The sequence below is a fragment of the Pseudomaricurvus alkylphenolicus genome (genome assembly GCF_011683955.1).
In the GTDB taxonomy this organism is placed as follows: domain Bacteria; phylum Pseudomonadota; class Gammaproteobacteria; order Pseudomonadales; family Cellvibrionaceae; genus Pseudomaricurvus; species Pseudomaricurvus alkylphenolicus.
In genome coordinates this window covers 159,445-185,535 of the sequence record NZ_JAAQPI010000010.1, presented here as the reverse complement: position 1 = coordinate 185,535, position 26,091 = coordinate 159,445, and the positions used below count along the sequence as shown (strand labels likewise).

14 protein-coding genes are annotated in these 26,091 nt (G+C 53.5%); 2 read left to right on the top strand and 12 right to left on the bottom strand.

Annotated features, from left to right (window positions below):
• Nucleotides 1-9: 9 nt before the first annotated feature.
• Complete coding sequence (locus HBA55_RS37890; RefSeq protein WP_166996311.1) at nucleotides 10-318, bottom strand: c-type cytochrome; 309 nt, start codon at nucleotides 316-318, stop codon at nucleotides 10-12.
• 35 nt (nucleotides 319-353) lie between these two features.
• Entirely contained in the window at nucleotides 354-1,622 is a 1,269-nt protein-coding gene (locus HBA55_RS23295; protein ID WP_166996309.1) for a DSD1 family PLP-dependent enzyme, read from the bottom strand.
• A 212-nt stretch (nucleotides 1,623-1,834) separates the two neighbouring features.
• Here HBA55_RS23295 and HBA55_RS23290 point away from each other — a divergent pair, with 212 nt between their 5' ends.
• Nucleotides 1,835-2,470 (top strand): TetR/AcrR family transcriptional regulator, encoded by a 636-nt coding sequence (locus tag HBA55_RS23290; protein ID WP_166996307.1) that lies wholly within the window; start codon nucleotides 1,835-1,837, stop codon nucleotides 2,468-2,470.
• Between the two features lie 373 nt (nucleotides 2,471-2,843).
• Here HBA55_RS23290 and HBA55_RS23285 read toward each other — a convergent pair whose 3' ends face one another.
• From HBA55_RS23285 to HBA55_RS23240, 10 genes are all read right to left on the bottom strand, one after another.
• Nucleotides 2,844-3,374 (bottom strand): REP-associated tyrosine transposase, encoded by a 531-nt coding sequence (locus HBA55_RS23285; protein WP_166996305.1) that lies wholly within the window; start codon nucleotides 3,372-3,374, stop codon nucleotides 2,844-2,846.
• 384 nt (nucleotides 3,375-3,758) lie between these two features.
• Entirely contained in the window at nucleotides 3,759-6,875 is a 3,117-nt protein-coding gene (locus HBA55_RS23280) for an efflux RND transporter permease subunit (protein ID WP_166996303.1), read from the bottom strand.
• Nucleotides 6,872-7,957 (bottom strand): efflux RND transporter periplasmic adaptor subunit, encoded by a 1,086-nt coding sequence (locus HBA55_RS23275; RefSeq protein ID WP_166996301.1) that lies wholly within the window; start codon nucleotides 7,955-7,957, stop codon nucleotides 6,872-6,874. Before HBA55_RS23275 ends, HBA55_RS23280 begins: the two co-directional genes overlap by 4 nt.
• Before the next feature lie 76 nt (nucleotides 7,958-8,033).
• On the bottom strand, nucleotides 8,034-10,286 hold the full coding sequence (locus tag HBA55_RS23270) for a heparinase II/III domain-containing protein (RefSeq protein ID WP_166996299.1): 2,253 nt from the start codon (nucleotides 10,284-10,286) through the stop codon (nucleotides 8,034-8,036).
• Between the two features lie 58 nt (nucleotides 10,287-10,344).
• Complete coding sequence (locus tag HBA55_RS23265) at nucleotides 10,345-11,679, bottom strand: MFS transporter (protein ID WP_166996297.1); 1,335 nt, start codon at nucleotides 11,677-11,679, stop codon at nucleotides 10,345-10,347.
• A gap of 86 nt (nucleotides 11,680-11,765) precedes the next feature.
• Nucleotides 11,766-14,825, bottom strand: a complete 3,060-nt coding sequence (locus HBA55_RS23260) for a TonB-dependent receptor (RefSeq protein ID WP_206019939.1) — start codon at nucleotides 14,823-14,825, stop codon at nucleotides 11,766-11,768.
• A gap of 52 nt (nucleotides 14,826-14,877) precedes the next feature.
• Nucleotides 14,878-17,034, bottom strand: a complete 2,157-nt coding sequence (locus HBA55_RS23255; protein ID WP_206019938.1) for a polysaccharide lyase 6 family protein — start codon at nucleotides 17,032-17,034, stop codon at nucleotides 14,878-14,880.
• Between the two features lie 288 nt (nucleotides 17,035-17,322).
• Complete coding sequence (locus HBA55_RS23250; RefSeq protein ID WP_166996293.1) at nucleotides 17,323-18,075, bottom strand: SDR family NAD(P)-dependent oxidoreductase; 753 nt, start codon at nucleotides 18,073-18,075, stop codon at nucleotides 17,323-17,325.
• 123 nt (nucleotides 18,076-18,198) lie between these two features.
• The gene (locus HBA55_RS23245; RefSeq protein ID WP_240946234.1) at nucleotides 18,199-21,141 is read right to left on the bottom strand and encodes a TonB-dependent receptor; all 2,943 of its coding nucleotides are present in this window, start codon (nucleotides 21,139-21,141) and stop codon (nucleotides 18,199-18,201) included.
• A 491-nt stretch (nucleotides 21,142-21,632) separates the two neighbouring features.
• A complete protein-coding gene (locus HBA55_RS23240; protein WP_166996291.1) occupies nucleotides 21,633-22,418 on the bottom strand; it encodes a FadR/GntR family transcriptional regulator in 786 nt (261 codons plus the stop codon).
• Nucleotides 22,419-22,610: 192 nt separating this feature from the next.
• Between HBA55_RS23240 and HBA55_RS23235 the strand changes: the two genes are divergently transcribed.
• Nucleotides 22,611-26,063, top strand: coding sequence for a TonB-dependent receptor domain-containing protein (locus tag HBA55_RS23235; protein ID WP_166996289.1), 3,453 nt, complete (start codon nucleotides 22,611-22,613; stop codon nucleotides 26,061-26,063).
• Nucleotides 26,064-26,091: the final 28 nt, after the last annotated feature.

Sequence of the window (26,091 nt, the reverse complement as noted above, 5' to 3'; positions counted from 1 at the left end):
ACACTCACCTCATTGTGCAGCCATCAATCGCACGATGGCCCGCAAATCTTCTTCGCTGCAGGAACTGCAGTAACCCATGGGCGGCATGGAGCCCAACCCGTTGACCACATTCAGAATCACCTGGTCTTCACCCTTGCTGAGGATGCGCTGCCAGTGCTTGCTGTCTCCCATTAGCGGTGCTCCCAACTCGGGGTTGGCGTGGCATTGAGTGCAGCTGTTACTAAGCTGCTGAATCTGTTGAGGGCTGATCTGCGCTCGGGCACTGGAGCCCAATGTCGTAAACACACAAACCGCCATCAGTGTTGAAAATAATTTCACCGATTCACCTCTTCGGTTGTCGCACAATTGAGTGGTCAGGCGCTAAACACCGGCCAGGAACCGACAATGTCACCGTCTTCATAAACAGCGATATCGCCAAACTGCAGAAATACCGACTCGCTTTGCGTCGGGCGGAAAAACATCCAGTCGTCCGGTGCCAGATTCACGCTGCGCGAACCGTTGTACATTTCCTGGTTACTGGAGCGGCCAAACAGTGGATTAATGCTTAAGCCCTGCGGAGACCAGGGGATCGCTTTCCAGTATCCGCCATAGGTATAAAAGGTCTGCTGTCGATTGGGATTCCAGAGCGCCATGGCCTTGCTGACACCGGACGGACCCGGCAACTCAGTGCGTGACAGGGACTTTAGCACCGGCGTTGCGATAAAGGCCGCTGGCTGGTGCTCTGCCAATACCGGCGAGTCGAAGTCCGACGGTTTGACCAGGCAAGACCCCGCCGCCAACTCATTGAGAGGAAAATCACCGCGATCATAATATCGGTAAGTGGGGCTGCCCGCGCCGTTGAGGGTCAGTTGCCGAACACTGCGTCCCAGTGTCGCCTCCGCGGCCTGCAACCGTTGTTCATAAATTGCCATGGCCTGGTCGCGCCATGCCAGCTTGTCCCCGGGCAACTTGGCGACGTGTGGCTCGTAACCCATAAATCCACTCAGATTCAAACCGGCATCCTGCTCGATCAGGGTCAACATGCGGCCCAATTCCGCATCGGATTGAACACCGCCGCGGTGGAAACCGACATCCAACTCAATGTTAACGTTGACCGGGGTTTTCAGATCCGCAACCAGGCGCTGATACTGCAGCAATCGCTCTTCACTATCGATCAACCACTGCAGCTGACGCTCAGGTGCGAAACCGCTCTGCGCTGACCACTGTTGGTAGAAATTCGCCGCGGCACGGACTGGCATAGGCTTGCCCAACAACACCTCCGCGTGCGGCAGGCGACGAGCCACCAGGTTCAAAAACGGTTGATGAAACATCATCAGTCGACGGCTGCCCGACTGTTGCATGACTTCCTCCAGCAGAGGAACCGAGGGCAAGGACTTGCCGACAATACGATAATCGAAGCGCCCCTGCATAAATCCTGTCAGTGCGGTGATATTGTTGCGCATCAGCTGCCGATCAATCACCAGCGTTGGCTTCGACAGCCCTGCCTCGTCCAACGCCCGGCTCAGGTTCATAAAATAACGGTTGTGGCTTGCACCACGGTCCCCCGGACGCAACGCGGCAATGGTGGCTAACGCGCCCAACCCGAGACCGGCGGTAATGAGTTTGCGTCTGGATTTATTCATCGACCGTCACCTTTGCTCATCCCACCAAACCTCGAATCTTGCTGCCAATTTGTTAATTTTTTCACATTTTGGAACTATGCTATACCCAATACCCGGAGATATCAACCCGTTTATGGTAATTTATTCACATATAAACTGAAAAATCTGGCTTGTAATGGTGTAGCGCCTCCGCATAATGTACAATTTTTCACATTTCTCAGGTGCCAGACTTGATGACAAGCATTATCGAAGACAAACGGGTACCCAAGGTCCCAAGCCGCCAGAAGAGCAAGGAACGGTTCGAATTCCTGCTCTACTGCGCCGAAGAGCTGTTGGAAAGCGGTACTCCCCCGGAGGAACTGAGTATTCCCGAGGTTTCCAAAAAGGCAGAGCTTCCCCCCCAGGCCGTCTACCGCCTGTTCCCCTCCCCCGCCGCACTCTTGCACGGCCTGGCTGATCGTCATATGAAACGACTGTTGAAGTTGTACCGCGAATCAGACCTGGGAAACATTACCAGCTGGCAAGAGGGAGTGAACCTGTGTGTCGACCGCTGTACCGACTACTACAACCGCCACCCCATGGCGATGGAGCTGATCCTTGGCAGCGGTGTGTCGCGGGAGATTCAGATTGCCGACCGCACCAATAACCAACTGCTGGCAGAGCAAGCGGGATTGTTTTTGTCTGAGAGTACCGGGATGGAAACACCCGAAGGTTTACTCAAGCGCCTGGAACTTTCGCTGGATATTGCTGACGCGATTTGGAGACATTCGTACTTCGAGCATCGTTGTATCACGCCGTTTTATATTTCGGAGAGCAAGATCGCGTTGATCAGTTATATGGAGCAGTATTTGCCGCGTCGGAGTTATTAATTTTGAGCCTTTCGACTTATTTTCTGGGCGAGTCCCCAAGCAAAAATTAACCAGCATTAACTCTTTCATACTTTGTCGCAGTGGAAAACGCGCTTTCGAAATATTGAGGCAGGTTTGGAGAAAGATTTTCCTTTTCGTAGGGAGACTGGTTCGCACGCTGGCAATTCTGTTGATCGATCGTCCGAAGCGGACGGTTTAAAAGGATAGATATAAGCCATAGGAAATACCGGTACCTACCCGTACCTGACCTTCTCGGCTCACAATATTCAATATTCTCGTCGATAAATGAAGTTAGGCTATAGAACCGAATCCTGAAATCGCCATATAGGCTGTTTATTGTGTAGGGTGGATTAGCGATAGCGTAATCCACCAATTACTCTCCGGTTGCTCCGATGTCTATCTCTATATCTCCACCCCAATCAATTGGTAACACGCCTTCCTCTACATACCGATGAAATGTTGAACAAGGCCAATCCTTAACCCGAGATACCAATCCATGCTTTACAGGGTTGATATGCACATAGTCAACGTGAGCATTGAAGTCTGATTGATTTCGAATCTTGTGCTCCCAAAAGCGTCGTTGCCAGATGCCTGCTTCTTTTCGGCCATTACGAATAAAGGAGTTTGACTGGTTTTTCAGTATAGTCTTTGAGAACGCTGTTTTCAGTAAGCGCAATCTTAAGGAAAAATCAGAATCACCTTCAGGAAGCGTCCATACACAATGAAAGTGATCAGGTAAAATAACACACGCGTCAATTTTGAAGGGGTAACGAGAACGAACATTTCTTACGACCTCTCTCAGGACATCGATGTTCTCTACCAACAGATTTTGATTTCTATTCTTTAGGTTAACCGTGAAGAAATAGCTTCCACCAGAGACACGGAATCTCTTGTAGCTTGGCATATAACAATCCCTTTTGTCGCTGCTATAGAGTTTTTGGTGGATTACGCTTCGCTAATCCACCCTACGCGATCTCAGAACGCGTGCTGTGCCGGCAGCTAAGTATACCTCAGGTGCCATTCTCCACCCTAAGGCGAAAGTATGAATTTAATTTCCGTTCATGGCTGACTACAGACCAGCAAGACTCGACGCCCATAGTTTTCTCTTTTTAGACTTTGGGAAGATAAGGCCCGCCCGATCCACTGAATGGACTGACGGAATTGCCCGATCTTGGCAAATAGAACAAAGCGCCTAACACGAGCCACGCGCAACAGCAATATTTCTGAAAACCCAACAACGCTGACAGGCAGTAATCCGGTAACCGTTAGGTTACTGTCTATATTCGGCTTATTTCTCTTTAAGCGTCGCCACCAACACCGCCGGCAAGAATGTCAAACTGATCAGGGTCGATACAAAGATCCCTGTCAGCACAACAATCCCCACACCTCTGTAGAGTTCAGTCCCCTCACCCGCAGTCAGAACTAATGGTGCCAGCCCAAAAATGGTCGTCGATGTGGATATCAGGATAGGTTGCAGACGGCGCTTGATGGCTTCTTCCACCGCCTGCTTTACCGCCATCGCTTCTTCGGTGACCAACCGCCGCACCTGATCAACGATAAGAATGGGATTATTAACCACCGTTCCGAGTAAAATCAGAAAACCGAGCATCGTAATCATATCGAAGGGCTGATGGAATACTTTGATTCCCATTGACGATAGCCCGGCGGAAACGGTGTTCACCACTACCAACCCCAAGAGACCACCGGCCATACCCAAAGGGATGGTTGCCAGAATATACAAAGGAAATCGCCAGTGATTCAAAATGGCAACCAGTAGCAGATAACTCAACACAATCGCAATCAGAAAATTGCCGCTCAAGGATGTTTGCGTGGCTTCCAATTGATCCGCCGCTCCGGTAATCGTCAGTTTGATTCCCTGGGCGATCTTTCCCTGTTGCCACAACGAAGGAATTAACTTTGTGCGTACGATCTCTTCTGCTGTCTCCAGCGCAATGGTGCGCGGAGGAATAATAAAAACCGTAACCGTGCGATTGCCATCCACCCGACGCACGCTGTTATTGCTTTTGCTTTCCGTCAATTCGGCGAGTGCATCCAGCGGTAAGATATGCCCGCTGGGGGTCACCACCGGCGTGGACGCCAGGCCTCTGATGGACTGTTGATTGCCGGACTTGGAAAACAAAAACACGTCGATTTTGTCGTCGTTGATAATGACCTCATCCACAAACGCACCATCACTCATGGCCGCAACGGTATAACTGAATTCCCCGTTGCTAATGCCGGTCTCAGCCAAGCGGTTCCAGCGAGGATGAATTTCGATCATCGGCTGATTGAGCTCCAGCGAGCGGGGATCTGAGTTGATTTGTGGGTCGTCAAAGAATACCCCGGCCTCTTGATAGACCGCCTCGGCAACGGCATAGAGATCATTAAGGTCGCTGCCGGCAATATCCACAGCAACGGCCCGTGTACCGCCATCGTTACTGGAGATAATGGATCCCCGCGAGGAAAACGCCCGCATGTTTGGGTAAGACCTGAATTTCTCGGAGATGGCGTTCATCATGTCGTTAATATGGCCTGGGTCTACCGGCGCACTGAGTATCCAGATACGGCCCACCGACACCCTCATGGAGTAATACGCCAGCGGCGGCATCGTCGTCTTGCCCTGAACATAGTCCTCTTCATCCGCCAGGATAAAGCCGTCTAGATACCGGCGCAGCTCCGCGCCGATTTTGGCCATTTCGGTAAGGTTGTAGTTCGGCGGTGCAATCATGGTGGTGAAAGCCTTGGGTTCCTCCCCTTCCGGCAGGTATTCGGCCGCGGGCATCACCAGTGCCGCGATCAAGGGGATACTCAGGCCCAACCCGACGGTGGCAAACAGCGCACGCCGGCGACTGGTGAAAAATTGCCGGCTTAGCGATATCAATCGCTGTTTACCTCGTGGCAGCGCATTTGCCTCGGTATCGCGCACATCAACCACTGCCAGCGCAGCAGGCACAACAAACAGGGCAACCAGCATCGAGGCAATAATGGCCCCCGAAATAGCAATGGCAATATCAGAATACAATTGCCCGGCTTCCTGCACCACAAACAGAATCGGAGCGAATACCAGCACCGTGGTCGCCGTTGATGCTAACACGGCGGGCCAGACATCTTTGACACCGTCGATGGCCGCACGCTGCCGGTCCAATCCCTTGCGCCGGTGCTGTACGATCGATTCCAGCACCACCACCGTGTTATCGACGGTCATGCCGATGGCAAAGGCGACTCCGGCCAGCGAGATCACGTTAATGGTGCGCCCAAACAGGTGTAAGGCGAGAAAGGCCGCAATGGTACAGATCGGAATACCCAACACCCCCACCATGGTTGCGCGGCCCGAGCGCAGAAAGAAGAACATCACCAGCGTGGCCAGGGTCGCCCCCAGGCTGAGGTTGAACCAGACGTTGCCGAGCGAGGCGCTGACGTACTGGACGTCATCCGTCGACAGCGCCATCTCGAGTCCATTGGGTTGCAACAGGGATTGGTTGAGGTCCTCAACAATGGGCAGCAAGTCTCTTTTGATGGCAATTACATTGGAACCACTTTCCCGCCGCACCGATACACTCAAGGTGCGCTCACCGTTGGAGAACGACAAACCACGGGTTTCAAAGTGATCGAGCGTGACGGTGGCGATGTCTTTAAGCCGTACGATACTGCCGTTGGTTTCCCTGACGATCAGTTCTCGCAAGTCGGCAACGGATTCAAATCGACCAACCACGCGGATCAGGTAACGGCTTTTTTCACTCTCCATATCCCCGGCGGACACGTCACGGTTGCGCGCGCGTATGGCATTGCGAACATCGCTGATGCTGAGGGAGCGAAGCGCGAGACTGTTCGGATCCAGCATTATCTGTATCTGTCGCTCAGCACCACCATACACCCGCACTTCCGACACGCCCTCAACACTTTCCATGCGCGGGCGAATATAGTCATCCGCGTAGTCGCGCAACAAGTCCATATCGAGCTGCATGGGGTTGCCCGACAGAGGCCTTAATTGGAAATACAGAAACGCGTTGCTGGAAAACGAGCTTGAGGTAATCCTGGGCTGATCGACATTTTCGGGGTAAGCCGGTACCTGACTCAGGGCGTTGTTCACCCGGATCAGTGCGTCATTCACCTCTACCCCAAAGGGAAATTCCAGCTCAATCGTGCCCGACCCCATATCACCATAGGACGTCATGCGTTTAAGGTTGGGCAGACTGCGCAGGTAACGCTCCTGCTCAATCAGGATTTCCTTTTCGATATCCTGGGGCGTGGCGCCGGGCCATCCCGTGCGCACGGAAATGGTTCGCACCTCCAGATCGGGAATCATCTGCACCGGGATGGTGAGACTGGCAACAATACCCAGCAGGCAGGTGATAAGTACAACAACGGCTACCAACAGGCCGCGTTTTACGGCCGCCTCAATCACAGTTCAAACTCCCGGGTATGGGTAATGCGCAGTGCCATCCCGTCTTTGATTAACTCGACCCCGGTCGATACCACCGGTGCCCCCTGGGGAATGCCGGTGACCAGGGCAACATGGTTGCGGTTTTCGACAATCGAGACTTTCAGGCGCTTGGCTTTGCCATCGACGACCGTAATCAGACTATTACCGCCGTCCGGGTGTATCTTCAGTGCACTGACGGGTACCCAGACGTTGTTGTTATTGTCGGCGCCCAGGGTAATCACCACTTCGGCGGACATGCCGGGCACAAGGGGGCTTGCGGGTGGCAGATTAATCAATGCCGGCATGGAGCGGGTGGTCTGCTGGGATACCGGCACCAGACGATCGATGGCCAGCCCGATCAAAGGAGACGCCAGTTTATCGTGGTGAACGGCAACATCGGGGTCAGGGCTGTGACGGAGAGAAAAGTAATACTCCTGCGGTATGTGAATACGCACCCGGAGTGTATCGCTGCTGACCAGCCGGAACGGCACCGATTGGGGCGTCAACCACTCCCCCACGGACACGGCCCGATCTTCCACCAGACCGGCAAAGGGCGCCATCAGGGTGTGCTTGTCGACAATCTTGCGACGATAAGCCAAAGTGGCCTGCTCCTGAGCCAGGGTTGCGGTGGCAGACGCCAGCTGAGCGCGGCGCTCTTGCACCACAGTCGCGGCGATAACCTGTCGCTCCGACAGGGGTTCGACTTCCTGCAGCAAGCGCCTGGCTTCGGCCACCGCAATTTTTGCCGCCTCCACCCGCGACGCGGTTTCTGCCGCCGTCAGTTTTGCCAGAGAATCGTCCAGCCGAAGCAAAGGCTGGCCCCGCTTGACGGTATCGCCGACTTCCACATAGATGTGATCGACGCGACCGGGCTGCTCACTGGCCAGTTGCGCGTGCTGCACCGCCTCCACCGTACCCACCAGCCGCAACGACGGGCCACGCCGCTCCAGCTGTGGATAGACCACCTCGACTTCTGTTGGATCGGTTGAGCTGTCAGCGAGGGCGTAAGTGGTCAGCAGGATGTTCTGAATGAAAAGCAGGCCAAGGGCTATTGCACGAACCATGGTCAATCTCGGTAACTCCATATACGTCGCGTATAGTCGCACGAATAGGCTGGAGGTCCAAGTTTACCCCGGAGTTCTACTCTTCGATAGCAAAGTGATAGGGGCCCTTCCAACGATACAGCTGCTGGCCGATTTTCAATTTGTGGCGTTTGGATGCCGATACGTCTTTATTGGCAACGATAAACACACTCAGCTGTTTCTTTCTGTCTTCGATAGCGACGGCCGTATAGTCACTATTGTCGGCCATCACCTTAAGGTTGGAAATATTGCTGCTGGAATTGACAGACAATTCGGACACCGGGCTATAGCTGCCGTGGGGCTCGATTGCCGAGGCAAATACCGTGTTACCCGTATCTCTCCGGCGAATAATCAGTGCGGCATCCCTGCGAAGATTGAAGTCGGGGTCATTGGCGCCCAATCTGGCGAACAATAACTCATCCGTCGTGCTCGTGCTGGAGGTCAATGTATAAAACTTGCCTTGATTCAACCAGCTGAGCTGTGTGGTTTCGGAAGCCGGATAGCCTTTCGCCTCCAGATACAGGTGCTGGTAGCCATTTTTATTACCCAGTGGATTCAAGCTCGGTGGCGACTGATACGCAAAGTTCGTTTTCATCACCTGCCCCATGAAATAAAGCGGCAGGTCGTATTCGTTGCGGGTACCCGACACCACCTTCATGATGTCCAGAACAAAAGGTTTCTCAAAAGTCGGACTCTTGATCATTGCCATGGTCCGGTGCATTTCCGTACCCGGATACGCGTTGGTTTCCCTTGCGCTTAACACCTGTACATCACTGCGAGACGCATCGAAAAAGTGCAGTTCCGAGTGATGTTGGCTGCCCGTGGCATAGTCGCCGTTAAAGTGAGACGCCTGGTTCAGCGTCAAGGTGTTATGGGCGATGGTCTGCTTTGCCCAGGTTTTGTTTTCCTTTAAATAGTTGCCGCCACCTTTTTGCTCAATATTGACAAAGCGGGTGAGACCGTAGTCCTGAATAACCTCATCGCCCTTGTCATACAAAGAGTAGGATAACTTGTCATAGTGACCATGGCTCAAGCCCTGTGCGGCGTATTTAAACACCAGGCTCAAGTCTTCGTCGCCGTAACGCAGTACGCCAACACCACCCTGGGTGCCATCCGGCCCGTCGGTAAGATTCACGGATTGCTTGAGAAACGGTTGGGTTTTTCCGTCGCGAATATCCATGGCAACCTGTAGACCCGCCTGGTCCAGCAGTACCTGATTTTGCGTGTGGGCAATACTGAGCAGTTGCGGATTCCTGTTGCCATAGTGATAGGCAATATCAACAGCGGTCACCAGACTCCCGGAGTGATAGGACATACCCTTTTGTCCATCGTTCAATGGGAAGAACTCACCATCGGCATCCGTAAGATTCAGCAACGCATCAACCGCTTTGAGCAGTACGCCATCCTTGTGTTCAAACACTTTCATTTCCGGCCTGGCGTTGTGCATGGCAATCGCGAAGATCAAAAACGGGTACATGGCGTAACGCTGGTAATAGGGCCCTTCTGTGTAGTAGCCATCGGGGGAGAAAGGTTCCTCCAGATTGGCCAGAAACCCCGCCTTCTGCCCTTCTACCTTGATAAAACCACCATCGTCATCCTTGAGACCCGCTTCCAGTCCATCATCAGCAATACCGTACAATGCTCTTGCGATCAGTTCCTCATCGTTCATCACCAAGCCGATCATACCCACGGCCGCATTCCCCCAGGTGCTGTGGTTATGGACCCGGTTGTAGAACTTTGGATTTTGCAGAGAGATAAAGTCGGCGAAGGGCCGGAACAGATTGCGATTCAATTGCTGCCGTTCACGTTCAGACAGCCAGGTGTAGATGGCATCGTAGGCCTGGGCCATAAATACCAACCAATTGCTGTCATTCAGGCACTGCCAAAAGAGTTTGCCACGGGCATAAGAGCGCTCTTTGGGGTGAACCGGCAGGTCCTTGTACATGGCTTCATACTGGAACAGCATATCCCGCACGTAGCGAGCGTACTTTTCATCCTGCAGGATCTGGAATAAGGCGCCGGCTTGCTGGGCGGTGCGAAAGTTACGCTTATGCCGTTCGTGGGTATAGCCGCCGGAGTAATCCCTCGGGATGGGGGTATCGATACCCAGCGCAATTTCCGCGTCCACCGCTTCCTTGACTCGCTCTACCGAGGCGTCAAACAGCGGCACCTGGCCCAGGTTCTTTCTGATGGTGTCGACACCGTCCTTGGTCAAAATCAGGCGCGGATGCTCCGATGCGTGCCCGATTAATGGGAAGATTAGCGTCATCAGCGTCAGAAGCCGTATTACGTTGTTTACGATCATCGTCATTGTTGTTCGCAGTTACCTGCCTTTTTTAGGGAGAAAGGGGGAAATTCAGCCCATTAATTCAATGGGCTGATAACTTCTCAGCACTGACTTCGGCATCCTTGGGTTTCAGCGGTTCGATTTTCGGACACAAGAGCCAGATACTGGCCATCGCCGTTACCGCCAGCCCGGCACCAATCACAAAAGCCGGCGTATAGTTGCCGCCGGAAGTCAGCCAGGGCACCAGTGAAGTCAGTGCAGCCGCGGCCAACTTGGCCGCCATACCGGCAAAGCCCGCCAAGGTTCCCACGGTACTGCCTCCGTAAAGATCACTGGGCAGGGTTTGAACATTGCCGATTGCGGTTTGAAACCCAAACAGAATCACAGCCATCAACAGCACGGCGTTCACCGGCTCTCCGGGGTTGGCCATCGCCAACAATGCCGGCAACATGGTCAGACAGCCCAGCGAGATGGTGAATTTGCGGGTGCGATCCACAGACCACCCCACCTTAAGCCGGTTTTGTGCCAGCAGCCCGCCAAACCAGGCGCCGAGCATGGCCCCAACATAGGGAACCCAACCATAGATACCAATGGTTTTGACATCCATGCCAAAGACTTCGGACAGGTAAATCGGAATCCAGAAGACAAACAGCCACCAGATCGGGTCAATGGCTGCCGATGCAATAATCACCGCCCAGCTCTGCTTGCGCGACAGCATTTCCGAAGTCGAGGGATTGTAACCATCCTCACCGCTGGCAGCGTCTTCGAGCTGAGTGTTTTGCTGCCCGTTAAGAATGTATTCACGCTCCTCCGGCGTTATCCAGGGGTGCTTCCTGGGGGGCGCTTTCACCAGGATCATCCAGGGAATCAGCCACAACAAACCAACGGTGCCCACCAGAATAAAGATGGCTTTCCAGCTGAAATGCACGGTGAGAAACGCAATCAACGGGATGGAGATAATGCCACCGATGGCTGCACCCGAGTTGAAAATCCCCTGGGCCAGCGCGCGTTCCTTGGTCGGGAACCACTCGGCATTGCCCTTGGTCGCCCCCGGCCAGTTGCCCGCCTCGGCAACGCCCAAAATCGCCCGAAAGATACTGAAGGTCACCAGCCCGCGAGCCAGTGCGTGAGCTGCCGTCGCGATGGACCAGATACCGATTGACAGTGCAAACCCGATACGGGTGCCAACCCAGTCAAAAATCTTGCCAAAAATCGCCTGCCCAAAAGCGTAGGAGAAAACAAACACGACGGAGATAAACGCATAGATCTCTTTGCGCTCGTCATCGGTTTTGTCCGGGTAGAGCTCTACGGATATCTCCGGCCACAACACATTAAGGGTTTGGCGGTCGATGTAATTGATAATGGTGGCCAGAGCGATCAATGCGATCACCCACCAGCGGAGATTTTTCACCTGCATACTTCATCCTCTCCGAATAAGTTGACTGTTTATGGGAAAAAAAAGGGTGGGCCGGGAGTTTTCCCCCGTACACCACCCCTGGTTGTTTAGATCTTGGCGCTCAGACCGATAAAGACCCTGGGGCCATAGACATTCAATTCACCCAGGTTGTCGTCCGTATAGAAGTATTGGGTTTTGGGTTCATCGAAGAGGTTGATCGCCTCAAACGAGAGTCGCAGGGTATCGGTCAGCTGGTAGGACGCTCTCGCCTCCCAGACACCCACGTCGCCCACATATCTCAGGCGTGTACCATTGGAGGTGTAGGGCTGGAAGTACTCGCTGCGATACTTGTAGATCAACGAGGCATCGAAGTCACCGATCTGATAGTAGATCTGGCCAGAGAAAGTCTCCTCCGAAAAGCCGGGAATGTTCGCCGGTGCCACGATACCCACATTGGTTTGAACAAACTGGCCATTTTCGTCGGTAAAACCGCGCTCACCCAGGTTACTGTCTTCGAATTCGAAATCCGAGTCCGCCCAGTTGTAGCTGACTTTGGCACCCAACCCGTTGAAAGGCTCGGGCAGCATTGAGAATCGTGTCGATGCCGTCAGCTCAAAGCCGTACAAGGTACTTTCGTCCTCGTTGGTCTGGCTAATGGTCACCGGTACGGTGATCTGGGTGCCGTCAACGGTATAGGTCTCGTTGGTGACCACGTTTTCGAAACCACCCACGAAGTCTTTATAGTAAACCCCCAGGGCGACAATGGAGTCTTCGTTGGGGTACCACTCGAATGACAGGTCATAGTTCCAGGACGTGAGAGGCTCGAAGCCGGGGTTTCCGGAAGCATTGACGCTGGAAATCAGGTCATTAACGTTGGTAATGCCGCTGTCTTCGTTCGACACGGTGGTGAAGGAACGAGAGAAACCCATGTCGGAAGGATCGGCCCGTGACAAACCTTTAAATACGCCACCACGAACGGTCTTGTCTTCGGCAATATCGGCGACAAAGCTAAAGCTCGGCAACCACTCGGTGTACCCCTCTGATGCCTTGACAGTTTCAGTGACATCGAGCTCGATCAGTGCCAGGTTTTCCGGGTCGCTGTCATCAAGCTCGTAGGCAGACCGAATACCGACGGATTCCACTTCGGTGTCGACCATTCGCAGACCAAACTTACCCCGCACGGGAATACCACCCAGTTCAATTTCGTAACGGGCCTGGAGGTAGGCTGCAAAGGTATCTTCGGTCACATCAATGGTGGATGAACCGGGCACCAATTCCGGGTAAGCCGTGCTGGCACCAAAGAACTCCGCTACTCCCTCGACCATACAAACGGTGTCGAACGAGGCCCAACTGTTACCACTGCTGATCACATTGCCGTCTTCATCAACGGTGGTAAACAAATCGCCACTGCGTTCAGACTCCAGAAACTCATTGCCCTCCTGAAAGTCGATGCGGCAAGCCTCGTTCAGTTCAGCAAGCTTGGCCTCACTCTCCTCCTCGGTGCGAGTCACCCCGTTGGCGGAGTTGCTGCGGCCGTTGCGAATCTCAAACTGATTACGGGCGCCGGCCAACGAATAGTACTCCAGTGTTGAAAATCGCACACCGGCGTCAATACCCGTAATCGGACCTTTATCGAGCGCATAATCCAGATCGAATCGAATGGCCTTGGTGGTATTGGTTCTGTCCAGGTCATTGTCGATACGGGCACGATAGCGGTCAACAAAGAGATCGTGATCGGTCGGATCAGCGTCTTCGATGGTGTAACTGCCGGCATCACTGCTGCCCCGCTCCCACGCCGTCAGGAATCGTGGATCCGTTTGCGTGCGAATCAGGAATTGTTGTTCGGTACGAGTGGTTTCTGAATAAGAAATATCGGTGGACAATGTCAGACTGTCATTGACATCCCAGGATATCGCCAGTCCGCCCCCCAGATATTCTTCCGTCCGATTATAGGTCTCGCCTCGCGCCTCTATCTGAGTTTCTGTGGTTAAAGAAGACGTAGCGCCTGTGTCACTGATATTCAGCGAATCGTGAGTGGTGCCGACGGTATTACGACGCATGTTCACAAAGGCGATATCGTGACGATCCTCTTCCTGCACACGTTCGGACCACTGCATATCCAGGTTGATGTCCAATTGATCATTCGGTCGAATCTGGATCGCACCAAAGAAGGAGTCGCGGGTATCCTCGGTGTCATTTTGACGATAACCGCGCTCGTTGGGCACGATCACAAACGGCTGACCGAGATCCGCGGACCCGACGCGGGTGTCGTAACCGGTACTGTTGTCGCCGTCGTAATTCACCGAGTCGCCGCCGCCGGCAAAGTCCTCACAGTCGTCGTTGGCAACAGACAAATTCGAGAAACCACGACCGGTGTCGTCGTCGGGATCAGTGGGGTCCTGTTGCTGGGCATTGGAGGGATCCGCCAGACAGGCACGGTTTGAACTGCCGGTCGGACTGTTGGAACGGGCCTCCTGCTCCGGCTGGGAGATGTCGCTGCGTTGCAGGCCAATGGCGATACCGATACTGCCCCCGTCACCGAAATCAAACTGGTCGACATAACTGCCCGTCGCCCGATAACCAACATCCCCGGACGCGGAATCATCAAGATCGAACTGGTCGGGGTTGAGATTGCCCTTAATGTCCGCCTGGAATCGGCGTTTACCGTAGTCCAGCGGCTTAATGGTCTCCAGCTGGATCTGGCCCGCAACACCACCCTCAATCTGGGCGGCGTCTTGCGTTTTGTAGATGGCAACCTTGCTCATCAACTCAGAGGGGAACTGAGAAAAGTTAACGGACCGATCGCCCGAACCGTTGGTGGCTTCCCGACCATTGAATACCGTTGAGCTCAGAAAAGGGCCGAGACCGCGAATGGAAATTTCGGTAGCTCCGCCATTCTCTCGGTGAGAGGCCGCCCCCGTAATGGATTCCAGCGCCTCACCAATGGACAGCGCCGGCAGCTCGCCGATATCCGTCGCCGAAAGCCCGTCGACAATCTCCGCCGATTCGCGCTTGATATTAATGGCGCTTTGAATGGTCGCCCGACTGCCTGTAACGATTACTTCCTCAAGCAGCTCTTCTTCCTGAGCGTTTACGGGCATCGCCAATGCAGCGGCGATAGCACTCGCCAGCAGCGTCCTTTTGTGCACCTCTCTGTATTGTTGCATGGGGTTCCACCTTTTATTTTGCTTATGTTTAAAATTGTAGGACCAATTTTCGCTATTTGTAGATAACGTCATTGGCCTGATACTTGTTACTATTGGCTCGGATCTTGCCGGTATCTTTCATCAAAATATCCGAAATGACGGTAATCGGCTCACCATTGGTCAAATGCAGATCCAGGGGTGCACTCTTGGCCCAGCGGGAGTCAGACACGTTTAGCCGCTGCACACCGTGAAACGCCAGAGACGCTCCGCTCTTGTTGCGCTTGCCATGGCCGATATTGACAAACTCGCTGCCGGTGACCGTTACCATGGGGCCGAACGTACTTTCGTCGGTGCCGCCGCGGTAGATATTCGCTACCGTGCCCTTAACATCCGTAAACGTACTGTTCTTGATCAGGACATTCTCGACGTTGTAAATACCGAGATCCTCAGTTTCCTTATCCAGTGCCAGCACAGAGCCGGTGATATTTGTCATTTCGGTGTCGACGATTTCAATTGAGTCCGCAAAGGTGCCCATATACACCTTCAGGAAATCGAAGCTGTGATTCACATCCAGGCCAGTCACCTTGCAATTACGAACGGCCAGGGAATAGTTGTGGGTCATGGAATAGCGGCTGGTACTGACAACGTTATTGCCGGCCAGATCCGGGGACTCCGCGCCGTCAATCCAAAGATTGTCGAGTGCCAGCGCACCGCCATTCTCGATGGTAAAAAAGCTGGCCTTTTCCGAGAGAATCTTTGCTTTCTTGCCTTTTTTCGCTTTGATCGTGATCGGATGGCGAATAAAGGCATTCTTGGTCAGCAAATACTTTGCCCCGTTTTTCAGAACCAGAGTGTCACCCGGCTGGCTTTGCTCCAGAGCATCGAGCAGCGTATTGGTCCCGGCGTTAACAACAATGGTATTGCCGCCGGTGAAACTGGCCTCGGTGTGATTCTTCGAGTAAAACGACGCCCCCGTATCCTCTCGGGTGACCGGCAGCTTGATATCACCGAAGGCAATCTTGTCGGTCAGGGACTGGCTGGGGACCAGCAGGCCGTGCTTGTTTTTGGTAATGGCATAAGGCACCTTGGAGAAGCCGGCATTAATCGGCACCCGGGCCTCATCGTTCAGAATATTGCCCTGAAAGCTGATGCCTGAAATATCATCGTAAACCGTAAACGGATTCAGATTGGTTTTGCTCATCATAATATTGTCATGCATGGATGAGCCAATCGGTGTTGCAGAGCGTTCTTCGTCGCTACCGGCACACAGCTGAATGTAATCACTGTCGATCACGATGTTGCCATCCATCCTGGAATCAACAACCGGATCGTAGCGATTGATCGGCCCGTTGGGCACACCGTTCATGATCACCAGGGCACCGCGGAACCGGTGCCCCGTCAAGCCATAGAGGTAGTTGTTCTTTACGGTTTGGTTCTCATTGATGATTCGAATGCCACCGGTGTTGGGCTTTCGGTTGCCGAGAAAATAGTTATTCTCAACCAGGGTGTAGTGACCATGGCGCATGGTCAGCGTACCTTGGCTCTCAAAGAACACATTGTCCTGATAGGTATTACCACAGGATTTGTTGGATACGATCTCGTGCTCACCGTTCACACGATCGAAAAAATTCTTGCGCACAACGGTGTTGGAGAACTTTCTCGAGTAGTGACTGGTACCTATCCGTAGGGTTTCGCCACCGTTGGAGCCCAGAATCTGTCTTGGTCCAAAGTAGTTGTATTCGATGATGTGTTCGTTTTCACGGCTGGCTTCCGTGTTCATTTTTACCGCCAGGGTTACTCCCCTGTTTCTCTTATTCAACAGAGAATTGCGATCAAACCGGTTGTTTTTGCCGTAGATCGCCACCCAGGTGTCTGAATTGAATCGTTCGGGGTTATTAAAGTCATCAATAACGGTATTGGTCACTCTTGAGTGGTTTGCCAGATCCTTTTTGGAAGTTCTGAACGAGATTACTTCGCTGGTTGGGGTATAGCCATCCTTGAACACCAACCCGGAAACCACCAGGTGCTCCCCGGAGAGACGAAGATTGGACTGACCGGTAATAAACACCTTGCCGGGCTCTTCTGCCCTTAGGGTAATGGGTTTAGCTGCCGAGCCATTGGCCTTGAAGACCAGCTCGACATTGTTCCAGTCGCCGTTGGCGAGAACAACTTCGCCACCGGGTTTTAACGTCGGCACGATTTTGTCGAACTCTTTAATGTTCGCTACCAAGGTCGCGCTGCTATGTTGCGCGTAGAGTAAGAATAACGAAACAAAAATAGGTCTATAAAAGACTGACCAGACTCTCATCAACATTCTTTGCCCTTTGTTTTTGGTGGGTGTAAAGATCAATGACATTTTCTTAATCCAATTTGACGCTATTCCCTGTAGCAGCCCGCTCCGAGGGCGACTGGTTTCGACCACCCTATTTCAGTCTCTGTCGCGGTAGCCGATAAAGCGGGGCGGGCTCTCACAGCCCGCTGCTACGTAGCAGCCCGCTCCGAGGGCGACAGGGGTAAACTACGAAAACAACAAACCACCATTGGTATCCAGATTAACGCCAGTCAGAAACGAGGACTCTGCGGATGCCAGAAAGGCAACAATGTCACCGATTTCTGCAGGGTGCCCCTCGCGCCGCAGTGGCGTCGCTGCGGCAACATTGCCTCGCACTTCGTCTTTGGTAAATGTGTCGTGGAATGTGGTACTGATCATTCCCGGGCACAGCGCATTAACCCGAATATTTTTCGGACCCAGCTCCTTGGCCATGGCGCGCGTAAAGGTCATCACAGCACCCTTGGCGGTCGCATAGGCGGAAGCCCCCGGGCCACCTCCGTCCCGGCCTGCCTGCGAAGCCAAGTTAATAATGGACGAGCCCTCGGGCATAAACGGCACGCAGGCCTTGGTAACCAAAAACGTGCTGTTGAGATTTAACTTGATCACATGATCAAAAAAATCCTCATCCATTTCAGCTATCGTTTTTCTGGCCACGATGCCTCCAGCCACGTTCACAAGAATATCGATTTGGTTACCGAATGCACTTTGGGTTTCATCGATCAAACGCTGTACATCCTGCTGATTGGTCATATCACCCTGGACGAGTATCGCCTCGGCACCCAGCGCCTTGACGGCCTTGAGCGTATCTTCCGCCTGATCGGAGGAGCTGTAATAGTTGATCGCCAGTTTGGCGCCTTCGGCGGCCAGCTTTAGAGACACTTCCTTGCCGATGTCTCGTATGCCGCCGGTGACGATGGCTACTTTGTTTTCCAACTTCATAATATCTCCAGTGTTTACATCTGAAATTTTTGTTCGAGGTGTCGATCAAAGTTTGTTAGTCGGCTATTTACCTTTGTGTTCTACACCTTGTATTACTCGGCTTCATTGGTGGATTACGGCTTGCTAGAATTTCGCCCGCAGGCCCAAATTGAAACGGCGGTCCGTCTCACGCACCTGCCAGGTGGTACCGGTAATGCTCTGATTAACGGTGGGTTCAGCGGTCAGGTTATTAATACTGGCCACAACGCTGAAGTTATCGTTAATATCCCAATTGGCCGACAAGTCCCACTGCTCCAGATCATCCCGGAAATCGGTACCCTGGGTCGGATCACTCGACTCCGGGTCGAGGAAGGAAACCTGCTCACCCACGCGTGCGGTACGCTTTTGGCCCGTCTCATCCAGAAAGTTATCGCGGAAGGTATAGGCCAGACGAACACCGAAGCCACCGTACTCCCAATACAACTGGAAGTTATAGGAGTTTTCGGAAATATCCTGCAGCGGCACACCGTCCGGATCTTCACTGTCAGAATAGGTGTAGTTGGCGTTCACCCCCAATCCGGACCAAAGGCCAGGCAGAAAATCAAACGCCTGCTGGTAACCGATTTCAAAGCCTTCGATGGTACCGCTCTGGCCATTGGTCACCGTGGTGGTCAAAACACCATTGCGGCCCTCGGCGACATAGGCAGCCAGCTCAGCCGGATCCTCGGTAAAACTGTAGGAAGCAGAATCGCCTGAGCCGGAGGGTCTGATACACACGTTACCCGGAATAGAATGGTTCTGGTTGCTCAACACCTCGTCGGGCAAGTCGGCACAATACAGGGTATCTTTCAGGAACGACGACACATCCTTGTAGAAAATGGTCGCCGACACCATATTGCCCTCACCGAAATAGTGCTCCAGGGAAATATCAAACTGCGTGGCCCTGAAAGGATCCAGATTGGGGTTACCCCGGTCAGCCGTAATCAGGTCACTGTTGAACTCAAAGGTGGGGCTCAGCTGATTAAAGTCCGGGCGACGCATCACTTTGGCACCGGCAAACCGCATAAGGGTGCTGTCACTGAGATGAATCGTCGCATTGATGCTGGGCAGGAAGTCGCTGTACTCGCCTTTGTCGGAGACCAGGGCATCGCCGGCCTGGTTATAGGCGGTAGAAGTCAGCTCGGTCTTAACATAGCGCCCCCCCAAGACAATTTGAACGTTTTCGAAATCCAGATTGGCCTGCGCATAGAAGGCGAAGGTATCCTCTTCCACAAACGCGTACTGTGCGGTTGATTCCCTCAAGTTGTCAGACAGATTGCCGGTGGATGCCAGGTTGGTTCCTGCCAACAACTGCTGCACCATGCCGAACGTGCGCTCCTGATTCTGGAGCTGGCGGGCATCGTAAACGGAGAATTCCGTCAGATGACTTTCTCCGGCGATACCCGCATGCTCAAACGCATCGCCGGTAACATCCGGAACAATAATCGCTCCCGGATACAGCGCAGCAATATCGTCCTGCCAGATAACGATGGGATTACCGTCCGCATCCCTCAGGTTTTTGTGGATGTCTTTAACGCGATATTCAGATTCGCTGCGTTCATAACTGCGGTCAGTTACACGCAAACCGGTTTTAAAGGAGGAAAACCACTCAAGATCTCCGGGCTGAAAGTACTCCACATCCAACCGCAAAGCATCTTCTTCATTATCGGTGTCGCGGGTTCTGGCCCGGTATTCACGGAAGGCCAGGTTTTCGGTTTGCAGGTAGGGATTTCCGCCGACATAGACAACGCTCGGCGCGCTGCCATCACTGACGATAATGTCGGCATCCGGGCGGTACTCATTGGAAGCCGATGGGTTGGCAGCTTCAGCCACCGGATCAATGGCTCGCCAGTTGAATTCGGAGCGCGGCTGATTAGATTTGGATTCCGCTGTGGAAATCTCACCGGAAACTTTCAGTTTATCGGTAAAATCCCACTCGCCGCCGAGAGCAAAGCTGGAAGATTCGGTTTCTCGGAACTCACTCCAGGACTTGGGAATAATCACCGGGCTTTCCGCACGGTAGTTGTTCAATGCACCATTGGCGTCTTCGTAACTGTCGGCGGTGGCAACGGGGTTCTCACCCGCATGCAGGATCGAATAGGCCTCCTGACCACCGGAGCGATCTGTTGTATTCAGATCCAAATAGAAATTGCCTTTTTCCGAGGTGGGTGCCCACTGGAAGGACAGATTCAACGCGGTGCGCTCGCGCTCCTCGGTAAAGGGCTCAAACTTATGCTCGGTGGGAACAACGTAGTGGCCGGTGGGAGTGTTCAGTGCAGCGTCGGCGGAGTTGACAACGCCATCCTGGTTAATATCAATATCGTCGAAAACAAACAGCGAAACTTCTGAGGTATCACGACGCAGGGTACGGTCCTGGTATGAGACCATCGCCGTCACCCCCAGAGTACCGGCATCGCCCAGGTCCCAAATGTCCCCGGCGGAGGCGTTAAAGATCGGGGCCCAGTGATCGGCTTTATCCGCGTATTCGGCATCCAGAGACATAGCTGTCACCGGTTCCTTCAGATCCAACGGGCGAACGGTTTTCATACTGATGGTACCGCCAAGTGCACCTTCAATCATTTCGGGTGTTGGCGACTTAACCACCTCCACGGCGGACAAAAAGCTGGATGGAAAATCCTGAAAGTCGACGCCGTTGCGATCATCACCCAGGGTAGAGCGACCATTCAGCTCCACGCGGTTTTGGGGAAGACCACGAATGGAAACCTCGGAACCGACGCCAAAATCCCGGTTGATGGATACACCGGTCACCCGTTGCAGTGCTTCGGCAATATTGTTGTCCGGCAGCTTGCCGATATCTTCGGCCACAATGGCATCAACAATGCGGGCGTCATCGCGCTTCATATCCGCGGCGGCGGACAGACTGCGACGAATCCCGGTAACTTCAATCTCCTCAATCGAATCTATCAATTCGGCTTCGCTCATGGGCTCTGCCATGGCTGACATGGAAATTACCGAAGCGACAGCGGTGGCTAGCAGTGTCCTGGAGAAGCGGGTCACTGTGGCCGTGGTTAGACATCTCTCGATCATGATGATCCCCTTGCGTAGTTAGTTTTATAGGAGCGAGAGTGACTTTACCAATTTGATGACCAATTGCCAAGACAATTGGTAATAACATTATCGAATATTGGAAAGATCTTTTAGTAAGACAAAAAATGAAATTTATAATGTATTGTTTTTATTGGCATTTTTTACAAATATGCCACTCCAGAACGTTGCATTCTGAACAGGCACTTGTCTTTTTAGAGGTACTATAATCCGGAACACCACGAAATCAGGATAGATTACTGGCGAAAATCATGAATCGGGCCGCAATTATTGTATGACCAATTTAGATAGATAGGTGGAATTCGAAGAATCTGAATCCCTGGTATGGAAGATCTGGAAGCCAAGCCCCGTCGCGCTCAGAGCGCGCTGCTACGGTGCGCATAAAGTCATTGAGCCATTGAGTTATTGAAAGTTGCCATAGAATCTTGAGGGCGAGCGGCTGAAGCACCCAGAAGCCGAACCCGCCCCAGAGATTATTCGGCAGAGGAAACCGTAGAGTCCGTGAGTCGATCCACTGAAAAGCGCTCTCTGGCGGCAGAGAGCCTGCGCTTCACTTCGTCAACCGCCTCCTGCTCCGTCGCCGCGTGAAGCGCATTGATACTGCGTGCAAAGTGCTTGCGCATGGCGAGCCTGGCGGCTTGTGGATCTCTATTGGCCAAGGCGTCGTAAATACGGCGGTGCTCCACCATGCGCTCTTGGGGATTGGCCTGACACACCGATTGATGGGCTTTTTTGATATGGGACATATTTTCCTGAACGTCCCACAAACCTTCGATGATAGAAGACAGCACTCTATTGTTGGTGGCCTCGGCAATGACGGCGTGAAATTTCTTATCGGCAACATCGGAAGTCACATCACCGGCCTCATTCTCCCGCCCCATTTCATCCAAAGCCGCCTTTAACGCCTCCAGCTGCTCATCGGTGATCATAGTCGCCGCCAGGGCAGCCGCCTCTCCTTCCACCAAGACCCGGGTTTCCTTCAGTTCAAACGGGCTGACATTCGAATCCAGGTCTTTGGATTTCTTCTGCTCAAGCACATACACGCCAGAGCCAACCTTGACCGAAACCCGCTCTTTCGCCTCCAGGGCAATCACCGCTTCCCGTATGGTGGGCCGGCTGACGCCGAATCTCTCCGACAGCTCTCGCTCAGCAGGCAAGCGGCTTCCCACCGGGTACTCACCGGAATTGATCAGCTGGGAAATCTGATCAACCACCTGTTGATACAGTCGCTTGCCACTACTCTGTTGATCGGCCGCCATGTCACTAACATCTCCAAAATAACAACTTGTAATACAATACTCCAGAATTGGTCTGACCGCAATTTCCCAGGTTGGTTCTGGAGGCAAGTGATGACCAGTCCTGCTTAACGAAACACCGCTAACTGTCGCCAGCTTGAACGGCCTTGACCTTGAACTAAGCTACCAAGAGGACAGAATTCAAGGAATCGGTCAATGCTGGGGATCAGTCGTGGATTGTGGCTATGGATTCTATTCCTTGGCGCTTTGCCGGTCTGGGCCGATGAACCCTTCAGTGCAACCATCGTTTCAGTGCGCGGTAGCGTTGATTACTCCAATGACGGCCATGTGTGGCTTCAAGTGGTAGAACAGCAGCGGGTGGGAGCGAACACCCGTCTGCGCACCGGTGATGACAGCCAGGCTGCCGTGCAGCTCTCCAGCGGCGCGATACTGCGGATCGGAGAACTGAGCCTGGTCAATCTGGTAGCGCCAGCCGAACCGAGCGATTCGATAACCCTGAGTATTGTTGAGGGACTGTTTTATTTTTTCAGCCGCCGAACACCGGAGTCGGTGCAGATTCTCACTCCATCGGCCACCGGCGCCATTCGCGGCACAGAATTCAATCTCAGCGTATCGCGCCATGGGGATACCGCCTATGCCATCGTGGAAGGCGAGGTCGACATTGACAGCCACTCGGAATCACTCAGTGTCAGAGCCGGTGAAGTGGCGACGATCTCGGAGTCCGGACTTGAAAAACACTCCCTCAGCAACGACTACCGTGAGCTCCATCACTGGCTGTATTATCCACCGGTTCTGGTACCCTCCGAATTGGCATTCACTCCAGCTGACGCCGACAGTCTACAAGTTTCATTGCAGTTCTATCGCCGTGGCAATCTCAAACAGGCGGTACAATCTTCTCCGCCGCCAAACAGATTAAACAGCGATAACGCCAGACTCTACGCCGCCAGCCTGAAGCTGATGAGTGGCCGGCTGGACGAGGCTCGGCAACTGATGATGACGGGGCCACCGAACAAGTTGAGTTCGGCACTAACCATAATGATGGCTGCCGTCACGTCTTCGCAATCGTTGCCGATTAAAGCTGAGGAATTGCAATCGGCCTCCCAGTGGCTCGCTTATTCCTACTATTTACAGGCCCGCAGCGATATTCCCGCGGCGCTCGCCGCTGTCAGGCAGTCATTGCAGAAGCAGTCGAATTTTGGGGCATCCTGGGCCCATCTTGCAGAGCTCCAATTCAGTAGCGGCCTGCACCGACAAGCGCAGCAATCCCTGGATAAGAGTCTGCAGCTGGCGCCGGACAATGTTGCGGCCATCACACTGCAAGGTTTTATGGCGGCTGCCGAAGGCGCCCACCAATCCGCATGGCAGGCCTTCCAGCGAGCGCATCAACTGGACAACCACTTTGCCAACGTCTGGCTCGGAGAAGGACTGGGCGCCTTCCAGCAAGGGCGGGCGCAACAGGGATTGGAATCGTTGAAGCTGGCCGTGGTTATGGAACCCAATCGCTCACTGCTGCGAAGCTATCTGGGCAAGGCGCTGGCGGAAAACGGCGAGCAGGCCAGGGCGGCGAAGGAATTTTCACTGGCGCACTCGCTGGATCGCCACGACCCTACCCCGCTGTTTTACCAGGCTCTGCTGGACAAGCAGCTCAACCGCTACAGCAATGCAGCCAGAGCCTTGCACAAAGCCATCGAACTCAACGACAATCGCAGCCTGTTCCGCTCGCGCTTGTTATTGGATCAGGACTTGTCGGTTCGCAAGACCAACCTCGCCACCATCTATGAGCGACTGGGTATGTCGACCCGCGCTGTGCGCAGTGCCGGCATGGCCATACAGGCTGATTACAGCAATTATTCCGCCCATCGCTTTCTGGCAGAGAGCTTAAGTCGCGATAGCGGTACCAACCTGCTGCGCACCGATGCGGCCATTGCCAGCGAATTACTGCTGGCCAACCTGCTGGCTCCGGTACAAACCGGGCCATTGTCCCGATTCGTCAGCAATCAGGAATATTCGGCCTTCTTTGATAACAGATATTATGGTCTCGATGTTAACAGCTCCCTGAATGACGACGGAGAAGCACTGGTTCAAATGGGTGGTTTTTTTGCCGGGCAGCACACATCTGTGGGACTGGATCTTGCCGCCGGTGAATCTTTGCAATTGCTGGACGTCAACCCACTGCAATCAACGTTTGACCTGGGGCTGGCCATTTTTCAGCTAAAACACCAGATCACCTCAGAGCAAAACCTGTACCTGCTCGCCGGAGAAACCAGCCTTGATGGCGAGAGAACCTCCAACTCAAGCTTGTCCGAAGAAGATACTGACTCGGATATTGAACTGCTGACGCTGGGGCTTCGCCAGAACTGGCAACCCGGTCGTGATTCTCTGATTATGCTGGGTCGTTGGGGCTCCGACTCTCTTTTCCAGACACCCACCCTGTCACCACTGCTGAGCCAATTGAACGGCGCCATCATTGACGCCGCCCGGCTCCCCTTTCAGGCTCGTACCAACGTCGAAGAAAATCTGAACTTTTTGGCGGTCAGTCATCTGGATCAAAGTGCAAAACGCCTCTGGATTTCCGGAATACGTCTGCAGGATGGTCAGGTCGATCTGTCTCAACAGCTGGATCACCTACTGGAGACAACACGTCCTTTCTTTGGCGACCCGGCTTGGCTGACGCAATCGGAACAAGACCTGAGGCGTGCAACCGCCTATACCTACTTGACCCTGGGCTTGAATACCAGAGTTCAGACCACCCTGGGGTTGAGCTGGGAATCCCTGCAGCTGCCGACCTTCTCCTCCTCCCCCGCCAGCGCCGGTGAATTGGACAAACAACGCTGGTCACCAAAATTTGGCATCACCTGGGACATGAATTCCCGCTGGCGTCTGCGAGCGGCCTACAGTGCCTCACTCGGCGGCCTGGCCGCTGACCAGAATCTGCGTCTGGAACCCACTCAACTGGCCGGTTTTCTGCAGGCTTATCGCTCGGTGATTTCCCTGGCACCGACCCTGCCGGGATCCGAGTTTGATAGTGTTGGCCTTGGTTTGCAGTACAGTCCGTCGGCGGAGTTCTTTCTCGATCTGCAGTATCAACAGATTCGTCAGCGGGGCAAAGCGCTCCAGGGCGCATTTGTTAACCAACTGGCTTCTGCTCAGATCAGCGCTATAACCCTGCCCAAGCAACTGGACTATCGGGAACACAGCTTCAGCCTGGAGGCTAACCAACTACTGGGTGACCGCTGGTCTGTGGCAGCGCGATATCGATTTGTTCGCTCAACACTGGAGGAGAAGATTCAAGGGCTGTCAGTCGCAGCTACAAACCCTGACCTTGGCAGCCTGGCGGCCACCCGCACCGAAGCGGACCTCCACAGCGTAAAACTCTCACTCGCTTACCATCATCCGGCGGGGTTCTTCTTTGCAGCAAACAGCGCACGCTACAGGCCTGGAGACAGTGGTTTTTATACTCGGGAGCAAGCGTCCGATTTCACATCAAGCGATGTCAAGGTGGGTTACCGATCGCCCGCGCAACGCTGGCAAGTGGAATTGCGGGTCGACAATCTGGAAAACGCCGATCCCCTTATTAATGCTTTAATCCCGCGGGAAAATATCAAGTCACGGCGAACCGCTCGAGTAGCGGTCAAGCTCAATTGGTAATTTTCTGCAACTGGAAATTACCGGTATC